Source organism: Aeromonas jandaei (assembly GCF_037890695.1).
Classification (GTDB): domain Bacteria; phylum Pseudomonadota; class Gammaproteobacteria; order Enterobacterales; family Aeromonadaceae; genus Aeromonas; species Aeromonas jandaei.
This window is the reverse complement of record NZ_CP149571.1, coordinates 3,257,420-3,275,358: the sequence shown is the minus strand read 5'-3', so window position 1 is coordinate 3,275,358 and position 17,939 is coordinate 3,257,420. Positions and strand designations below refer to the sequence as shown.

The window sequence follows — 17,939 nt, the reverse complement described above, 5'->3', positions numbered from 1 at the left end:
ACAGGGCCAAGTGGGTAAACTCGTCGGCAATATTTGGCACCGCAACCGGTAAGGTTGTGAATCTCTGCCTCTTTTCGTTTTCCCTGCGCCCTTGGCGCAAACTGACTCTTATCGGAATACCTGACTCATGGCTATCAAGAAGAACGAACTCTACTCCTCCCTCCTGAAACAGGGGGTGATGCAGTGGTTGTTGACCGGCTGCATCTGCCTACCGCAGGAGGCATGATGGAGAGCATTCATAATCAGGTGCGGTCGGTACGCCAGTTGCTGGCCATTCCCCAACTTGCCATCCCAAACTATCAGCGACCGTACCGCTGGGGTGCCAAGAATATCTCGGATCTCTTTAGCGATCTTGCCGCACATCAGAGCAGGATTTCTGCTCTTTTTGGTGATGCCATTGCATATTCTGACAAGAGCGCCTACCGGCTGGGCTCAGTGGTGTTTCATCGGCACACTGATAAGGAGAGGCGCGAGATTCTTGATATCGTCGATGGTCAGCAACGTACCCTGACCCTGATGTTGGCCGTCAAGGCGCTGATCGAGGTGCTGGATGGCGAAAGTCGCAGTGGCAAAGAAAAGACTACCCGCTTCCAACGTCAGGATCTGCGTGAGCAATTGCTGGCCTTGCGGGGGCCTGTCGATGAATTTATGCAGCGCCAGCGCTTCCCAAGCCGGGATTCGGAGTACAACCTCAGACGCAACTATCTGGAGTTGCGTCGGCTGGTGGCCCGCCCTGAGTTTGACGAGCAACAAATCGACTTTCTGCTCAACCGCTGTCAGGTGGTCTGTTTTGTGCTGCAGGATATCTCGGAGGCGTTCCAGTTCTTCGATTCGCAAAATGCCCGGGGGCGCGATCTGGCCCCCCACGATCTGCTCAAGGCATTTCACCTGCGCGAGTTTGCCGAACATGAGGCCAACCTCAAGGCCGAAGCAGTTGCCCATTGGGAGCGTCTGCCAAGCGACGATCTGGCCAATCTGTTCGCCCTCTATCTCTATCGGGTACGCCAGTGGGCCGAGGGCAAGTCGGCTCGCTACTTTGGCAAGGGGGAGGTGGCTCTCTTCAAGGGGGTCAACCTAGATCGGGTGGGGCACTTCCCCTACGTGGAGTCGCTGCGCATCGCCCACCATTTTGTCGATGAGTACAACGGCCAGTATCAGCGCAAGATAGATGGCCAGCGCATGACGTTTCCCTTTCATCTCGACCAGATGATCATCAATGGCCGGCGCTTTTTCGAGATGGCCGAGTACTACCAGACGCGGGTGGCCGCCATCGTGGCCGAGGAGTCTGATTCCGGCAAGACGCAATCTGCCACCCTGCTTGGCGAAACGCTGACACCGATGGCCAGCAAAGTGCTCTCGACCCTGGCCAGCTACGAGCGCCGCCACCGCACCGGGGATCGTTATGTGCGGGCTATGTTCGACTGTGCCCTGATCTTCTATATCGACAAATTCGGCAGCCAGGGGCTATCACTGGCCATCGAGAAGAGCTTTATCTGGGCCTATCGCTGCCGCATTCGCCAGCAGGTGGTGCAACTGGCGACCATGGATAACTACGTGCTGGAGCACAATCTGATCCGTGCCATTCGTGATGCCCGCCTGCCGGGAGACTTGCACGGCTTCCCTTTACCTAGCATGAGCAGCCGAGAGAACAAGAACAATCGCAATGGCGCCGAAGATGAGCTGGTCGGGCTGTTTCGGGAGATGAAATATTATGAGTGATGCAGGCGTCCACCTCTTTTCCATTCGTGCACTGCTTGAAGATCGCGCCCGCTATCTGGTGCCCATGTACCAGCGCAACTACGCTTGGGGAGAGGGAGAGATCACCCAGCTGCTGCAGGATGTGCTGGATTATCAGGGTAAGCGAAACAGCGAAGATAAACACCAGCCCTACTACATCGGCACGTTGGTGGTATTTGCCCGAGGCGACGGTAGTTTCGAAGTGATCGATGGTCAGCAGCGCTTTACTACGCTCTCTCTGCTGGCTAATTGGCTCAAACATCGAGCGAAAGATGCGGTGGATATGAGCTGGTATAGCGCTATCAACCTCTCATTCGAAAGCCGCCCGGTATCGAGTCATACCTTCGAGCGCTTATGGAAGGGAGTTTCCCCACATCAAATAGTGGGAGATGACGTTAACGAAGGGCTGATCAATGGGTTCAAGCTCATCGGAGAGAAACTACCGGAGCTTTTGCGTCAGAAAGGGCTCGAGCTTTGCGACTTTTGCAATTATCTCTTTGATCATGTGCAGATCACGCGTGTCGAAGTGCCTGAGCATATCGACCTCAACCACTACTTTGAGGCGATGAACAATCGCGGTGAACAGCTGGAAAAGCATGAGGTGATCAAGGCGAAGCTGATGGCTGTGCTAAACGAGAAGATACCCGAGGAGGAGACTTGCCGCCAAAGCATTTATGCACTGACCCGGGTATGGGATACCTGCGCCAATATGGAGCGCTATATCCAGTACGGCTTTACCCCGCAAGAGCGTCACCGTCTGTTTGGTGAGAGCGACTGGGGCCAGTTTGTGCCCCGTGATTTTGCCCATCTGCTTGATCTGCTAGGGTCCCCTAACACGGCCGACACTGCCGATAAAAACGGGGCCGCTGCCGGTAGCCAGGGGCGCAACTTGTTGGCCATTTTGCAGGATGACAAGCTCGATGGAGAGCAGACGGTGGAGGAGGAGAGTGCAGGCTCCGAGCGCTTTAACAGCGTCATCAACTTCTCCAACTTCTTGCTCCATGTGCTGCGACTCGTTAGCCGCGACCCGGGTGATACGGAGGGGGTGCCGCTTGATGATAAACAACTGGTTGATCAGTTTGAGCTGCGAGTGATAAGACAACCGGATCCAGTAGCGGCAGTTCAGCGTTTTATCTATGGCCTGTTAAAGAGCAAGTATCTGTTTGATCAGTTCATCATCAAGCGTGAGTTTGCTGGTGGCAAAGATGGCTGGAGTCTAAAACGGCTACGTTGGCACGAGGAGAGCGCCAGCTACCCCAATACCTTTGGTAAGCACGAAGATGGCTTTGCCGGCGTCAACCGTCAGATTCTGATGTTGCTGTCGGCATTTCATGTGTCGACCCCGACCCTGGTTTACAAACATTGGCTGAATGGTGCACTGCGATATCTGTTCGACAATTGTCACCCTGATCAACCGGTGGAGGCCGGGGCTTATCTGTCCTATCTGGAAAGTCAGGCTCGCCGCTTTGTCTTCCAGCGCTTTTTGGCGCCGAGTGAAGGGGCTTCCTATTATCAGATGCTCTACCTAGATAACGCCCTGTTGCCCTCCATCAATGTGGATGAGAGCTGGCACGAGGTGATTACATCCAAACTTCGCTTCGGTCATATCGAGAACAACTTTGTCTTCAATTTTCTCGACTACCTGCTGTGGGTACGGGACCGAAATCGTGACAAAGTGGCCTATTCTTTTGAGTTCACGTTTCGCAGTTCAGTGGAGCATTTTGCCCCTCAGCACCCTATTCATAAAGTGCACAAGGTTTTGGATAAGTCACTCCATTCGTTTGGCAACCTTTGCCTTATCAGCCACAGCAAGAACTCGCGCTTGAGTAACTTCCAGCCTCAACAGAAGCAGGAGCACTTTGAAGCGAGCCTTGCCAACAACCAGATTGATAGCCTCAAGTTGCTCGCAATGATCAGGCTTATGAAAAAGAAGGGTCGCTGGCTGGAGGATGAGATAGCTGAGCATCAAAAGCAGATGTTGCAGGTGTTGTTATCCAGCCAGATTGTGCAATAAGAGGCTATTTGGCCTACTATCAACTAGTGATAGCTAAGCCGCTAGCATGATGGGTGTCTAGCGTTGAAATAGGTTTACACAATTTCAACTAGCATTTCTCCATTCAGAATCCCCGATGTTCCACATCGGGGATTCTGTATTTCAACATATGATATGCTCGCTCCACGTTGTATAGACTCACCGCCTCGCGCACCATCTCCCGCGTGACTAATAACATCCAGAGTCGCCAAGTTGAACTAGTCTGTATATTATAATTACCAGAGCTCGATATTAATGAAATTTTTTATACTCAATTTTTAGATGCAGGTTTATTCAATTCCCACTCTGGGCAATAATGCGTAATTTATTGTTTTTTTTCGCCAGCAGATAAATTTCATAGCCATATCACTTACCTTAATCCAATAATCAAATATATCATCACAGTGTGACACTAAGTGAGATAATATAAGTAGTCACTCAGTATTCATCTTGTTTAAGAAGGTTTTATATATAGATCGTATTTCATCTTGAAATACAGGGGATGCAAATGAAGGTCAGAATGAAAAGGTATAATTCTTGAGCATCTACAAGATAGCGTCGAAGACATACATGAAATGCATAATAACCCATCTCTTGGTTGGGATTCGATCGGGAGTGGCAAGACGGCTTGGTTATAATTAATGGTATCCCATTGTACTATCTTGGAACAAGATGCTGAGATGAGTATGGAGGGGTTGGTTATTGCATATCCAGTCGCTGCATCTTCATAATTTGATGATTTTTCTGAGTTGTCTGTATGGTGAACAGGCTCAGCAAGTCGTTGGGTGGGTAGAAGTGTCTGCCACCATATGGCAGCGCAAAATGTTCATTGCCATATAGTGGCACGGATTTTAGACATTGAGATAGTAGTGTCATTAGCTTAAGGCCTTGTTTTATAGGGCGCCATTTTTTAAAGATTAGGGTTTGTGTACATGATAAAACCATAACGATTTGCATGAAAAAATCTGGGGAAATTTTCGATAAAAATTGCCATAATATGGCAATTGACCCTTTATATGCCATCAAGCAAGGCTTGGAATTAACCTGCATGAAGAATGGTATTTTAATGGTGGTGGCTTGGTTTGTTGATGTCCCTTGCGGCATAAAAGCTTGTTGAACTAAATTGAACTAAATAGCTTTGCCGAATAGTAGAACACTGTACTCGTGCCGCTTCTACAGGTGGCATGGAGCACACATCTTCGCTGAACCTTGTCATTTCAGGCGTTGCTGTCAGATTGCACAAATTCCTTACGCGAAAGGCGTCCTGCAAGATGTAGCACTATCAAGAACAGTTGTTTAGGGCGTGACATTAAATTTTGCCATATAGGAACGGTCAATTTTTTTGTGGGTGATAAATGCTTAATGCTCAAGGAAATTGTGTTAAGTTTTAGAGGAAAAATGCTGTAGTATTGAGGGAAGGCTATTTTTATTAAGGTTTGAATGGTTTAATAATTGAGATCAGTTTATTTTAAAAGAAAGTGGCCGCGTTCTTTTTTTATTGAATACATCATATTGCCCTCCAATGAGGCTGAGCACCATCGATACGTTATTGATAATCCTAGACACATGTATGCTATTTATTGAAAACTAGCTTCTTTACTGACTACAATAAAAACTCAGTGCATGGCAATTTTGTCAGTTTTAAGCACTTGGCTTGCTCTAGCAAATTTTAAAGCAGTCAACATATCGCTGACCAATGTGAGATTTCGCGTCGCTCAGTGATCAGTCATATCGATGCGCTTTGCGCGGCGGGCCTTTTGATTAAGGAGGCCAGAAGAGGCCCCAATGGGAAGAGGTCAAATGTCTACATGCTAACACTTGATGGTGAATCTCCTGCACATCCAGATGTGCAAGAGATGCACATAGCATGTGCAGGAGTTGCGCATAGAATCAGTCACTCTTTAGATCCAGTCATTGATCCAAAGATCCCCCCTATATCCCCCCAGGGGGAGCGCGCTGCCGAGAGCTCAGCTCCACAACGAGGAACTCGTTTGCCGAATGACTGGTTCCTACCTGCAGAGTGGGGGAGGTGGGCCAGCCAAGAAACTGGATGGCCACGAGAGCGGATCCTCATCGAGGCCGCTACATTCGCCGATTACTGGCAGTCACTGCCCGGGGCCAAAGCAACCAAGTTGGATTGGGAGAAAACATGGCGAAACTGGGTTCGCCGGGCTGCCAGCTCGTTTAGGACGGCAGCACAGCGAAAGTCATTGGCAAATCTGCAGGCGGCCCAGAACGCAGCACAGGCACTCAGAGAGTCGGGGAGGGGGGTCTATGACGACAACACGCCCCTCTAACGTGACAGCCTTGCCTGGGATGCAGGAACGGCCATTGGTGAGCGACCGTATGGCTGCGTTTATGGCTGAGGAGCTGTTGCCGATGATGGCCGGTAGCTGGCCGGCAAGCGCAAACTACCTGGATGCCAATGCCCGCGGTGTAGTGTTGGCCTGGGGCTGCGTGGGTTTACACCAGCTCAGATCAGGGAGGTGGTGCTGGACATGGCTGCTGACATCGAGCGCCAGTTTGCACCGCGCCCGGCGGAAGTGAGGGCTGAGATACTGCGCAGATTACCTCCTGAGCCACGCCAGCTCCTGTTCTCCATGGGGGCGTGTGAGATGGAGGCGACTGTGGTCGTGCTAAAACGTGACGGTGAAGTTACTCGCGATGCAGTGAAGATGGAGATGGAGCGGATTCTCAACGACCGTCGAGAGCGTGGTTACACCATCACAGGGGGGCTTTGAGGATGTTCAACCAAGATGTGATCGCCGCGGTCAAGGCCGCGAAATTCTGCAGGGTGGTGGTCTACCCAGCAGTTCGGGGCTGGTGTGCCGAGCGTGTAGTGCTGGAGGTGGCAGATGAGGTTTCTGCATTGGGGCACACGGATTGCCTGCGCGGGGCAGGGCATTGGCTGGTTGTCGATACGCCTACCGAGCAAGTGGTGGAGGAAGTTGAGCTGTTGAGAAGATCGCCAGTGCAGGTGGTATTGGGGGCTGGTAGATAGAGACAAAAATGCGGGCGTATTCGCAGGAATAAACAAGCATATATATAAAGTGGCTAGGTAATTGCTGGAGGTCCTGAGAAGGCGCGGGTGCGCTATGACTGTTGCTAAAATTCACCATTAGGAGGCGAGGTGTCAGCAAAGTTCGGAATTATATCTGAATGAGAGCAAGGTAGACGTTGAAAGTGCAAGTACATTGTTCATGCAATAAGTTAGAGAGACACCGGCCTAGACCGGTGTCTGAAGGTTACTAGAACTGTAAATATGTGAACTAAAAAATTGGAACGTTATGATAGTGAAACTTTTCCTACAGGTATACACCCCCAAGATATAATCTCATCTCTGATTTCACCCCTGTGGGGTTTTAAAAAGTTGCATACATACTCCGTTAACTTTTGGTGGCTCATTTTATTGCATACATCAAATTGTACAGATCTAGTTATCACCTGACACCGGCCTCAAACCGGTGTCTTGTTTACGCTACTTTAGTGCGCACTTCCTTCGGTATCAATTTCAGACCCTTCCTGAACATGCTGTAGGGGGTTTGCCCCTCCATCATCCTGCCCTGATGTGGCCGCTGGGTGTTGTCGTGCTCTAGGTAGCTATCCAGGTCTGTCTGCATCTGCTCTACCGACTCATACCAGGTCGTTCTCCCCTTGATACGGAAGTGTTCATCCAACAAGGTTCGATGTAGCCGCTCGATAAAGCCGTTGCTCTGTGGCCTGCGTACCTTGGTTGTCCGGTGCTCAATCCCCTCCAGTTGCAGGAACAGCTCGTAGGGATGGTGGTCAGGTCGTCCACAGAACTCGCGCCCGTTGTCCGACAGGATGGTATAGACCCGTGCCTCGTGGGCCTCGAAAAACGGCAGCACCGTTTCATTGAGTACATGAACCGAGGTCACCGGCAGCTTGCTGGTGTAGAGCCGCCCCCAAGCGTGGCGACTGTAGCAGTCCAGCACGGTTTGCAGATACACCTTGCCAACCCCCTTGAGCGCGCCGACGAAGAAGGTGTCGACCGCCACCAGTTCTCCGGTGTAGTGAACCTCAATCTGGCGTTCGCGAAACTCGGGGCTGAAGCGCTCTAACAGGTGAATCTGCTCGTCATTGAGCTCAATGGTCTGCTCCCGGTGCGTTTTCTCGAGGCGCAATAAGCGGTCGTGTTTGGAGAGCAAGTCGTGACGTTGCCACACGCCACGCACACCACCCGCACTGACATTGATGCCTTGCAGAGCCAGTTCTTGGGCGACCCGCAGCGGGCCATGAGTTGGTCTGGTGAGGGAGTAATCGAGGATGGCCTGTTCAATCTCGGGAGCGACCAGATTGGGATGAGCCCCTTTACAGCCGGGCAGTTTATCGAGCAAGCCCTCGGCGCCATAGGTCTGGTAATTACGGCGAATTTCGTAGAACTGCTGACGACTATAGCCGATGAGCTTGCAGGCTTTGCTGACGTTATTGGGCTCTTTGGCAAGCTCTAGCAGGCTGAGTTTGCGACGTGCTACTTTCTCGTTGGTGGTCATACGGTGACTCCAGATAACACGGTAGGGGTACCGTTTTGTTATCCGGTTTGAAGCCGTATGACCACTCCCTTTTGTGGGCAACTGTCAGGTGAATACCATCTCCATACAGACAGTTGCCACGTCGGCTCATGCTGCAACTCAGGTTGTGGGCCTTCAGAAAGTCCTGCCATTCACCACCGGTAAACTGGCTGCCCTGATCCGAATGCACCAGTACCGGCTGCTTGGGCTTGCGCCGCCAGACGGCCATCAATAACGCATCCACCGCCAAGTCTGCCGTCATGCGTGATTTCATCGCCCAACCGACGATCTTGCGAGAGAACAGGTCGAGCACCATCGCCAGGTACAGCCACCCTTCTTGAGTGCGGATGTAGGTAATGTCAGTCACCCAGGAGATGTTGGGGGCTGGCACATTAAACTGACGAGCCAGTGTGTTTGGGGCCGCCTGTGGGTTCTTGCCGGCGTTGATAGCCTGTTTGCGAGCGCAGCCCTTCCCATCTCATTAAATTGGCCACACGGTGCTTGCTGCAGGCTTCCCCCCCGTCACGAAGGTCACGATGGATCTTGCGATAACCGTAGACAGCACCACTTTCCAGCCAGGATTGCTTGACCAATCCGGTCAGCCGTTCGTCCTCCTGCTGTCGTGGTGATACTGGCTGTTTCAGCCACGCGTAGAAGCCACTTCGGTGAATCCCCAAGGTCTGGCACAGGGGAACGACACTGTACCGGTCGAGTCGGGAGGTTATGAACGCGTACCTTTCCTTGACTCGCTGGCAAAGTACGCGGCATCCTTTAAAATGTTGCGCTCCTCGGTGACCTAGCGCAGTTCGGCTTTCAGACGGCGTATCTCGGCTTGCAAGGCAGACTCTTCGAGCAGCTGGTCAGCGGACTTACCGTACTGCTTGAGCCAGGCATACAGGCTGTGGCTGGATACCCCAAGGGCTCGTGCAACATCAGCTACCGGCCGCCCGCGCTGGGTAACTTGTTTAACCGCTTCGATTTTGAATGTTTCTGGATAACGCTGACGGGTCATAACACCTCCAATAGTTGCCTCATTTTAAGGCTGTGAGGTGTCTAGGGAACTGGGGGCGATTCATGTTGAACGTATTGCTGGGGTGGGATGAGCGAGTGCGGCTTGTTTATGGTCTGCTGGTGGGTGCTTTCTACATGAGGGAGCCTTTCAGGCTCGAGTGAGGTTGTTTGAATTCTTCAGCAAGTGATTTAAATATAAAAGTAAAATGAACTTCTGCAGTTTATGTCCACGAACTTCTGCATGTGGTGTTTCAAAAATGAAACAGCTGGACGGGTTTGGCTTGGTTCTATTACGGCAAAAACGGATGAAATCCTGTCGGTTAAGTTGCTCAGTCGAAGAGTGTTACTATCTGTAGCAATGTCTCTCAAATTTCACCACATCCCAATTGTGTACCACTCTCATCAGCCTTAGAACAATAAACCCTTATAAATCAATCCATTAAAAAGACATATTGAAAAACGTGGAAATAGAAAGTCGGCCGCTGCCGGCGTGTGCTGTTTTGCTCATGTTGCTCGAGATAAGGTGTCCGATGACGGTGGTTAGCGCCTAGGTGGATGGTGCCAGGCACCACAATGGCCAGCATGGTAAACCATAGCGCAGGTAGAACGAAGGGTTGGGCCCTCATTCGTCGTTTTATTAGACAATGGGGAACCTTTGTTCACCAGTAACAAAACGCAGATTCTCAAATGTTCCGGCGGGTAGGAGGCTGCATGGGTACTTTTCACGGTAATCCTTTGCCACATCACACTTTTTGTCTGTCCACCAAGGCCAAGAGGAGTGTTGTTGACTAAATTATTCATATGAGCGGAGTAAAACGGCTCTTTTTATAACAACATAGCTGCATGGGATAGTGATCATGGACAGAACGCCGACAGGGAAGAATTCGTTCTCGTTGCAGGTCGATATCAGACAGGTGGTATATGCCTTGTCTGCGTCGCTGGATCTGGTGGGTATTGGTGATGTTGCCCATGGTAAACGAGTCGGGATCATGGCAGCCGAGTGCAGTCGGGTACTGGGGATGGACGATGTGGAGCGCCGGCTGCTCTTCGAGTTGGGCGTCCTGCATGACATCGGCGTTTCCTCGACAGCTATCCACCACCACCTGGTCAGCGAGTTTGACTGGGAGTCGTCACAGCTCCACTGTGAAGTGGGATATCAGCTATTAAAGGATTTCCGGCTGCTCGCTCCTCTGGCGCTTCCCATCCGTTATCACCACACCCACTGGAAGTTGCTGCGCAATTTACCCGACGTGGACAAGAAAGTTGCCCGTCAGGCCAATCTCATCTTTCTGGTAGACCGTTGTGACGCGCTGGCGGCCCCTCACTATAGCGACGGGTCGCTCTTGTTGCATACCAACGAGATCCGCCAACGGCTACAGGGTTATAGTGGTGAGTTTTTTGACCCCGAGCTGGTGGCGGCATTCCTGCAAGCTTCTCGCTCGGAGGCTTTCTGGCTGCAGCTGGAAGCTCGTTCCATCAATGACTACATGCTTGAAATGCTGCAAGAGCGTGAGCCTTGCACGACGACCAATGGCGAACTGAAAGCATTGGCGCTGATTTTTTCGGGCATTGTCGATGCCAAAAGCTCGTTTACCATGGCTCACTCCTTCGGCGTTGCCCGTCTCTCGCGTCTGCTGGCCGAGCGTATGGGGGTCAGTGCCATCCATTGTGACATGCTGGAAATTGCCGGATTGTTGCACGATCTCGGCAAGCTGCGAGTGCCGGATGAAATTCTGGATAAACCGGGGCGATTAACCTCCGAGGAGCGGGCAATCATCAATACCCACAGTTTCGAGACCTATCAGATCTTGCGCCACATCGAGGGATTCGAAGAGATTGCGTGCTGGGCCTCCTATCACCATGAAGAACCGGACGGAGAGGGATACCCGTTTCATCTGCCAGCTTCGGCAATGGCACAGGAAGCGAGGATCTTGCGGGTGGCCGATATTTTTCAGGCCATGGTTCAGGACAGGCCTTATCGGCAGGGGCTCTCTGCTGGCGAGGCGCTCTCCTTTATGAAGCAGTTGGTACGAGAGGGGCGGGTTGATGGTGACGTTGTTGCCGTGCTGGCAGAGAATTTGCCACAGATGGTACAGGCCGCCATTCCAACGGTAGAGGAGGTGCATGCGTACTGCTGACCTGCTCTGGGTTCCAGCTATGCTTGGAATAAGCCGTGCATGGTGCTGATATCCACGTGCAATACGCAGGCTTGACTGACCACCATGGGGGAACAGATATGGAATCGCTAAAAGCCAAGGATTATATGCAGAGCAGACCCATCACCTTTAAAGCCGACATGATGGTACAAGCGGCAGTCGAGAAATTTTTAAACAGTCACCAGCTGGGTGGCCCGGTGACCGATGAGAAAGGACATCTGATCGGCTGGATCTCCGAGCAGGATTGCATCGCGGTAATGCTCAAGGAGGCGTATCACTGTGAACAGGTGGCACAGGTACGGGATGTGATGCGCAAAGAGGTGCTGACGGTGGGGCCAGATACCAGCATTCTGACTCTGGCTGAGATGATGATGGGACAGAAGCCCAAGATCTATCCGGTGGTGGAGGAGGGCCGGCTGCTCGGGGTGATCAATCGCCACAATGTGATGCAGGCGATCCACGCTCAGCTCACTACCTGTTTTGTCCATAGCCACGGTTGAGTGCTGCGTCTCTATGTTGGAGCAGGCCAATGGCCTGCTTCGTTATTTTGGGAGACTGCAAGTTCGCAGACCTGATGCTTTCAATGAAGTAAAGGGATCTACTCGTATGCCCCGAGCTTCATGTTAAGGCTTGCACCTCTCCTTCTCGCTCTTTAGGATCAGCCCCAGCTATCGATATGGCCCCTTGTCGGGCACTCTTTTAAGGAATTCGTACCTTGTCTCTCTCTATCGAGGCGCTGCGCCGCCGTCTCCCTGCCTGCATGAACCTTGACGCCCGCCGTCTCTCCAGCCGTCTGCACGGGGTCAAAAAGTTGCCTGAAGGCAAACAGGCTGCCGTGCTCGAGACCATCGCCGCCGATCTGGATGCGGCACAGGCGCGCTACCAATCCCGTCTGGCCGGAGTGCCCAAGGTCACCTATCCGGATAACCTGCCAGTCAGCCAGAAGCAGGCGGAGATCGCCAAGGCGATCCAAGAGCATCAAGTGGTGATCATCGCCGGCGAAACCGGCTCGGGCAAAACCACCCAGATCCCCAAGATCTGTCTGGCGCTCGGGCGCGGGGTGAAGGGCTTCATCGGCCACACCCAGCCGCGCCGTCTGGCGGCCCGCACCGTCGCGGCCCGTATTGCAGAAGAGATGGAGTCCGAACTCGGTCACTACGTGGGCTACAAGGTGCGCTTTACCGATCAGGTGAGCGAGCAGACCCATATCAAGCTGATGACCGACGGTATCCTGCTGGCGGAGATCCAGAACGACCGGATGTTAACCCAATACGACACCATCATCATCGATGAGGCCCACGAGCGCAGCCTCAACATCGACTTCATTCTGGGCTATCTCAAACAGCTGCTACCAAAACGCCCGGATCTCAAGGTGATCATCACCTCGGCCACCATAGACCCCCAGCGCTTCTCCCGCCATTTCAACAAGGCGCCGGTGATCGAAGTCTCCGGTCGCACTTATCCGGTGGAGGTGCGCTACCGCCCACTTACCAGTGACAAGAGCGAAGGGCTGGAAGAGCGAGACGAACTGCAGGGCATCTTCGATGCGGTGGAAGAGCTGGCCCGCGAAGGGCTGGGGGACATCCTCATCTTCATGAACGGCGAGCGGGAGATCCGCGATACCGCCGATGCCCTGCGCAAACTCAATCTGCGCGATACCGAGGTACTGCCGCTCTACGCCCGCCTTTCCAACGCCGAGCAGAACAAGGTATTCCAGCAACATGCCGGACGGCGCATCGTGCTGGCCACCAACGTTGCGGAGACCTCGCTGACGGTGCCGGGCATTCGCTACGTCATCGATCCGGGCACCGCCCGCATCAGCCGCTACTCCTGGCGCACCAAGGTGCAGCGCCTGCCCATCGAGCCGGTCTCCCAGGCCAGCGCCAACCAGCGCAAAGGGCGTTGCGGTCGGGTGGCAGACGGTATCTGTATCCGCCTCTACTCGGAGGAGGATTTCAATAGCCGTCCCGCCTTTACCGACCCCGAGATCCTGCGCACCAACCTGGCCTCGGTAATCCTGCAGATGCTGGCGCTCGGCCTTGGCAACATGGAGGCCTTCCCGTTCGTCGAGCCACCGGAGTCGCGCCATATCAAGGACGGTCTGACGCTCTTGAAAGAGCTGGAGGCGGTGCGCGAGCTGCCCGCCACCGGCGATCGCGAAGCGAAACTGCAGCTGACCGAGACCGGACGCCAGCTCTCGCGCATTCCTCTTGATCCGCGTCTGGCGAAGATGGTGATCAGCGCGGCGCAGACTGGCTGCCTGAGCGAGGTGATGGTGATCACCGCCGCCCTCAGCATTCAGGATCCCCGCGAGCGGCCCATGGAGAAGAAGCAGGCCGCCGACGAGCAGCACAGACGCTTTGAAGACAAGGATTCCGATTTCCTCGCTTTTGTTAACCTCTGGAACTATCTGAAAGAGCAGCAGGATGCCTTGGGCAGCAATCCGTTCCGCCGCATGTGCCAGAAGGAGTTTCTCTCCTACCTGCGGGTACGGGAGTGGCAGGACATCCATTTCCAGCTGCGTCAGACGGTGAAAGAGCTTGGTTTTAAAGCCAACCATGAACCGGCGGATTTCAAGACGGTGCACTGCGCGCTGCTGACCGGCCTCTTGAGCCATATCGGCAACAAGGATTTGGAAAAGCCCGAGTTTCTCGGTGCCCGCAACGGCCGTTTCCACCTGTTCCCAGCCTCGGGCTTGTTTAAAAAGCCACCCAAGTGGGTGATGGCCGCAGAATTGGTGGAAACCTCGCGTCTCTACGCCCGCATCAACGCCAAGATTGAACCCGAGTGGGTGGAACCGTTGGCAGGCCACCTCATCAAGCTGCACCACAGCGACCCCCACTGGTCGAAGAAAAACGGCGCCGTGATGGCCAAGGAGAAGGTGACCCTCTATGGTCTGACTCTGGTCAATGAGCGCACCATCAACTTCAGCCGTATCGATCCGGCGCTGTGCCGCGAGCTGTTTATCCGCCGCGCCTTGGTGGAAGGGGATTTCGAGACCCGCCACCGTTTCTTCAGCGATAACCGCAAGCTCCTGGCCGAGGTAGAGGCGCTGGAGCACAAATCCCGTCGTCGCGACATTCTGGTGGATGATGAGGACTTGTTCCGCTTCTACGATGCCCGCTTGCCGGAGGAGGTGATCTCCGCTCGCCATTTCGACAAGTGGTGGAAAGAGGCGCAAAAGCGGGACGCCGAGCTGCTCAACTTCGAAAAAGAGATGTTGATGAAGGGGGATGCTGCCCACATCAGCGATCTCGACTACCCCAACTTCTGGCAGCAGGGTCGCCTCAAGCTCAAGTTGACCTATCAGTTCGAGCCGGGGGAGGCCGCCGATGGCGTGACCCTGCATATTCCGTTGCCGCTCCTGAATCAGGTGGAGGTGAAGGGGTTCGAGTGGCTGATCCCGGGTCTGCGTCATGAGCTGTTGGTGGCCCTCATCAAGTCGATGCCAAAGCCGATGCGCAAGAACTTCGTGCCGGCACCCAACTATGCCGATGCACTGCTCGCCAGTATCAACCCCGAGCAGGGGCCGCTGCTGGACGAGATGGAACGCCAGCTGCGGCGGATGACTGGCGTGACCGTGCCCCGTGAATCCTGGGACTGGAATGCGGTACCCGATCACCTGAAACTCACCTTCCGGGTGGTGGACGACAAACACAAGAAGGTGGCGGAAGGCAAAGATCTGGAGGCCTTGAAAGAGTCGCTGCGCGGCAAGGTGCAGGAGACCCTGTCACAAGTGGCGGACGATGATATCGAGCAGTCCGGCCTGACCCTGTGGAGCTTTGGCGAGCTGCCCCAGGAGTACAGCCAGAAACGCGGCGGGTTCGAGGTGAAGGCCTATCCGGCCCTGGTAGATGAGAAGGACTCGGTCGCCATCCAGCTGGTGGAGAGCCCGGTGGTGCAGCAGCAGCTGATGTGGGCCGGTCAGCGTCGGCTGGTGCTGCTCAACGTACCATCACCCATCAAGTACCTGCAGGAGAAGCTGCCTAACAAGGCCAAGCTGGGGCTCTATTTCAACCCGTTTGGCAAGGTGGCCGAGCTTATCGATGACTGCATTGCCTGCGGTTGTGACAAGCTCATCGAGCAGCACGGGGGCATGGCTTGGGACGAGGCCGGTTTCGAGGCGCTCAAGGAGTATGTCCGCGCCGAGCTCAACGATGCGGTGGTGGAGGTGGCCAAGCAGGTGGAAGCCGTGCTGACCCTCTCCCACGAGATCAAGAAACGGCTCAAGGGCAAGATGCAGCTCGACACCGCCTTTGCCATGTCCGATATCCAGCAGCAGTTGGGCAACCTCATTCACAAGGGCTTTGTCACCGAGACCGGCTGGCAGCGGCTGCCTGACTTGCTGCGCTACCTGCGGGCCATCGAGCGTCGTCTTGAGAAGCTCGCCATCGATCCCAACCGGGATCGGGTCTACATGCTCAAGGTGCACAGCGTGGAGTCGGAGTACAAGGCGCTGCTCGCCAAGATCCCCAAATCCCAGCTTATTCCCACCGAAGTGGCCAATATCCGCTGGATGATAGAGGAGCTGCGAGTGTCGTTTTTTGCCCAGAATCTGGGAACCCCCTATCCGGTCTCCGATAAACGGGTGCTGAATGCTATCGCCCAGTGCTAAGCTGCTATCTGTCTGTTTTAACTGCGTGATATAGAGTGTGGGAAGGGGTTGTCAAGGTGGTGGGCCCTTTTAAACGGAAGTCAGGGAGGCAAGGATGCTGGGGATCTGGTTGAGTGTGGCGCAGGTGGTGATCAGCGGTTACCAGCCTATTGCAGAGCAAACCTGGGTGCAGTTGAACCCGGAGTATTACCCTTTAGCGCGCACGCCGCCCGCCATGTTTGTGGCATGGCACGGCAACCAGTTTCCGCCGCTGGCCCAGAAACAAAAAAATGGTCGCTGGCAGATCCTCTTTCCTGCCCGTCTGGTACCCCCTTTTGATCTGTTCGAGGGGGAGGCCGAGCTCTCCAAAGCTTATCTGGCAAGGTTGCGGCGCATCGACGAGATGGCTTATGGCGTCGCATCCGTTCAGGCTGTTGCTGCAGTGCAGCAGCAGGGTCTCTCTCCGTTGGATGAAAATGGGCCGCTTGCTCCCTTTATTGCCGAGTTCAGTGCCGCGCATACCATGCCGGTTCAGCGTGCGGTAACGCCTCGCTACGAGGCGGAGCCGTTGCTGGCGATGCTGGGGAGCGTTGCGCGTGAATCGGTAAACAATGCTGATATCCAGCTTGCTGCTGCTACCACCACCGATAGCGCCACCCTTACCCTATCGGCCCCGGCGGCAGGAGGTGAGCGTGCTGTGTGTCATCAGGTGGCGGCCGGTGAGACGCTGTGGCGCATAGCGAATCAGCTCTCCAGTGCTATGGGGGCCGATACGTACAGCTATTTGCTGGCGTTGGTGGCTGAAAATCAGGCGCGACTTGGCCATAGCATTCGGGTCAAAACCGGGGATGGCCTCTACTGTCCCCGCGCCGAGACGCTGGCGCAGTTTGATGCGCTGAGCCCGGCCCAGCGGCAGCAGCAATTTGCCCGCCTTGAGCAGGGGCGTTAAAGCGCGGGATGAGCCTTGTATCCGCTATTGGCCCATGGTAGTATTCGCGCTCGTTTTGCGAGGTGCTGACCGGTCGCAGTTAGCACCATAAATTCATCAAAAAGAGATACATACTATGTCTTTCGTATTCCAAGCTGAAGTCCGTTCTGACCTGGGGAAAGGTGCGAGCCGCCGCCTGCGTCAAGCTGACCAAGTTCCTGCCATCGTTTACGGTGCAGGCAAAGAAGCTCTGTCCGTAGCTGTTGACCACAAGAAAATGATCCTGGCTCAAGAGAAGCCGGAATTCTATGAGTCCGTACTGACTCTGGTCATCAACGGCGAAGAAGTTAACGTAAAAGTGAAAGCTATCCAGCGTCACCCGGTACGTTACAAGCTGGTTCACCTGGACTTCGTTCGCGTCTAATCGCGAGCCGTCAGGTTGAAGAAAAGCCACTCTCAGGAGTGGCTTTTTGCTATGTGACGTTTGGTTGTTTTCACTGTGTGAAAAGAGGGCATGTTTGCCCTCAGGCCTTATTACCCCAGCTGGTTCAGCGCCTGCTGACAACGCTGTTCGGCGGCATCCAGCTCCAGCAGCACCATCCTGATATCTTCCATCTGTTGCTGCAGTGTTTCACGTTTATCCGTTACCAGTCCCAGCATGGTTTGCAGCTGGGTGCGGCTGCTCTTGTCGGCATCATAGAGATCAAACAATTCGCGGATCTCGGCGAGGCTGAAACCAAGACGTTTGCCACGCAGGGTCAACTTGAGGCGAACCCGATCCTGCTTGCTGTAGATGCGGGTCTGGCCCTCTCGCGCGGGATTGAGCAATCCCTGATCCTCATAAAAGCGGATACTGCGCGTCGTAATATCAAATTCCCGAGCCAGCTCACTGATGCTGTAGCGCCGGGCTTCATCCCTGTTTTTGTTCATACAGACTTCTTGGCGAACT

The 17,939-nt window shown here is 54.0% G+C and carries 15 protein-coding genes; 10 read left to right on the top strand and 5 right to left on the bottom strand.

The annotated features are described in order from the left end of the window. The first annotated feature begins 222 nt into the window (after window positions 1–222). The 5 genes from WE862_RS15345 to WE862_RS15325 all read left to right on the top strand — a co-directional run bounded on the left by WE862_RS15345 (window position 223) and on the right by WE862_RS15325 (window position 6,770). Window positions 223–1,719 (top strand): DUF262 domain-containing protein, encoded by a 1,497-nt coding sequence (locus WE862_RS15345; RefSeq protein ID WP_042029643.1) that lies wholly within the window; start codon window positions 223–225, stop codon window positions 1,717–1,719. Then, window positions 1,712–3,751 (top strand): DUF262 domain-containing protein, encoded by a 2,040-nt coding sequence (locus WE862_RS15340; protein WP_042029641.1) that lies wholly within the window; start codon window positions 1,712–1,714, stop codon window positions 3,749–3,751. The genes WE862_RS15345 and WE862_RS15340 overlap by 8 nt, the downstream gene beginning before the upstream one ends. 973 nt (window positions 3,752–4,724) lie before the next feature. Then, window positions 4,725–4,886: a hypothetical protein gene (locus WE862_RS15335; protein ID WP_156128639.1), complete on the top strand. Its 162-nt coding sequence runs from the start codon at window positions 4,725–4,727 to the stop codon at window positions 4,884–4,886. A gap of 1,381 nt (window positions 4,887–6,267) precedes the next feature. Further along, window positions 6,268–6,510 carry a hypothetical protein gene (locus WE862_RS15330; protein ID WP_225628388.1) on the top strand — a complete coding sequence of 81 codons (243 nt, stop codon included), beginning with the start codon at window positions 6,268–6,270 and terminating at the stop codon, window positions 6,508–6,510. Between the two features lie 2 nt (window positions 6,511–6,512). Next, window positions 6,513–6,770 (top strand): hypothetical protein, encoded by a 258-nt coding sequence (locus WE862_RS15325; RefSeq protein WP_042029640.1) that lies wholly within the window; start codon window positions 6,513–6,515, stop codon window positions 6,768–6,770. Between the two features lie 472 nt (window positions 6,771–7,242). Here WE862_RS15325 and WE862_RS15320 read toward each other — a convergent pair whose 3' ends face one another. From WE862_RS15320 to WE862_RS15305, 4 genes are all read right to left on the bottom strand, one after another. After that, complete coding sequence (locus WE862_RS15320) at window positions 7,243–8,283, bottom strand: IS481 family transposase (protein ID WP_198493501.1); 1,041 nt, start codon at window positions 8,281–8,283, stop codon at window positions 7,243–7,245. After that, window positions 8,216–8,749 (bottom strand): IS3 family transposase, encoded by a 534-nt coding sequence (locus tag WE862_RS15315; protein ID WP_263975066.1) that lies wholly within the window; start codon window positions 8,747–8,749, stop codon window positions 8,216–8,218. The genes WE862_RS15320 and WE862_RS15315 overlap by 68 nt, the downstream gene beginning before the upstream one ends. Then, on the bottom strand, window positions 8,694–8,894 hold the full coding sequence (locus tag WE862_RS15310) for an IS3 family transposase (protein WP_263975060.1): 201 nt from the start codon (window positions 8,892–8,894) through the stop codon (window positions 8,694–8,696). The genes WE862_RS15315 and WE862_RS15310 overlap by 56 nt, the downstream gene beginning before the upstream one ends. Window positions 8,895–9,097: 203 nt before the next feature. Further along, on the bottom strand, window positions 9,098–9,313 hold the full coding sequence (locus WE862_RS15305; RefSeq protein WP_042030861.1) for a transposase: 216 nt from the start codon (window positions 9,311–9,313) through the stop codon (window positions 9,098–9,100). 856 nt (window positions 9,314–10,169) lie between these two features. Between WE862_RS15305 and WE862_RS15300 the strand changes: the two genes are divergently transcribed. The 5 genes from WE862_RS15300 (at window position 10,170) to rplY (ending at window position 17,414) form a co-directional block, all read left to right on the top strand. Beyond that, complete coding sequence (locus tag WE862_RS15300; protein ID WP_042030862.1) at window positions 10,170–11,450, top strand: HD domain-containing phosphohydrolase; 1,281 nt, start codon at window positions 10,170–10,172, stop codon at window positions 11,448–11,450. 98 nt (window positions 11,451–11,548) lie between these two features. Next, window positions 11,549–11,968 (top strand): CBS domain-containing protein, encoded by a 420-nt coding sequence (locus WE862_RS15295; protein ID WP_042030863.1) that lies wholly within the window; start codon window positions 11,549–11,551, stop codon window positions 11,966–11,968. A 215-nt stretch (window positions 11,969–12,183) separates the two neighbouring features. Then, window positions 12,184–16,083, top strand: coding sequence for an ATP-dependent RNA helicase HrpA (gene hrpA, locus WE862_RS15290; RefSeq protein ID WP_042030864.1), 3,900 nt, complete (start codon window positions 12,184–12,186; stop codon window positions 16,081–16,083). Window positions 16,084–16,177: 94 nt separating this feature from the next. Next, window positions 16,178–17,011, top strand: a complete 834-nt coding sequence (locus WE862_RS15285; protein WP_042030865.1) for a hypothetical protein — start codon at window positions 16,178–16,180, stop codon at window positions 17,009–17,011. A 115-nt stretch (window positions 17,012–17,126) separates the two neighbouring features. Next, the gene (gene rplY / locus WE862_RS15280) at window positions 17,127–17,414 is read left to right on the top strand and encodes a 50S ribosomal protein L25 (protein WP_042030867.1); all 288 of its coding nucleotides are present in this window, start codon (window positions 17,127–17,129) and stop codon (window positions 17,412–17,414) included. A gap of 110 nt (window positions 17,415–17,524) precedes the next feature. On the opposite strand, the gene WE862_RS15275 is transcribed toward rplY, so the two are convergent. Next, window positions 17,525–17,920 carry a MerR family transcriptional regulator gene (locus tag WE862_RS15275; protein WP_033112630.1) on the bottom strand — a complete coding sequence of 132 codons (396 nt, stop codon included), beginning with the start codon at window positions 17,918–17,920 and terminating at the stop codon, window positions 17,525–17,527. Window positions 17,921–17,939: the final 19 nt, after the last annotated feature.

Bases quoted from the DNA above. Each gene is read 5' to 3' on its own strand.
- WE862_RS15325 (WP_042029640.1), top strand. From the start codon at position 6,513: ATGTTCAACCAAGATGTGATCGCCGCGGTCAAGGCCGCGAAATTCTGC.
- WE862_RS15300 (WP_042030862.1), top strand. From the start codon at position 10,170: ATGGACAGAACGCCGACAGGGAAGAATTCGTTCTCGTTGCAGGTCGAT.
- WE862_RS15335 (WP_156128639.1), top strand. From the start codon at position 4,725: ATGAAAAAATCTGGGGAAATTTTCGATAAAAATTGCCATAATATGGCA.
- WE862_RS15275 (WP_033112630.1), bottom strand. From the start codon at position 17,920: ATGAACAAAAACAGGGATGAAGCCCGGCGCTACAGCATCAGTGAGCTG.
- WE862_RS15345 (WP_042029643.1), top strand. From the start codon at position 223: ATGATGGAGAGCATTCATAATCAGGTGCGGTCGGTACGCCAGTTGCTG.
- WE862_RS15295 (WP_042030863.1), top strand. From the start codon at position 11,549: ATGGAATCGCTAAAAGCCAAGGATTATATGCAGAGCAGACCCATCACC.
- WE862_RS15285 (WP_042030865.1), top strand. From the start codon at position 16,178: ATGCTGGGGATCTGGTTGAGTGTGGCGCAGGTGGTGATCAGCGGTTAC.
- WE862_RS15340 (WP_042029641.1), top strand. From the start codon at position 1,712: ATGAGTGATGCAGGCGTCCACCTCTTTTCCATTCGTGCACTGCTTGAA.
- rplY (WP_042030867.1), top strand. From the start codon at position 17,127: ATGTCTTTCGTATTCCAAGCTGAAGTCCGTTCTGACCTGGGGAAAGGT.
- WE862_RS15305 (WP_042030861.1), bottom strand. From the start codon at position 9,313: ATGACCCGTCAGCGTTATCCAGAAACATTCAAAATCGAAGCGGTTAAA.
- WE862_RS15320 (WP_198493501.1), bottom strand. From the start codon at position 8,283: ATGACCACCAACGAGAAAGTAGCACGTCGCAAACTCAGCCTGCTAGAG.
- WE862_RS15330 (WP_225628388.1), top strand. From the start codon at position 6,268: ATGGCTGCTGACATCGAGCGCCAGTTTGCACCGCGCCCGGCGGAAGTG.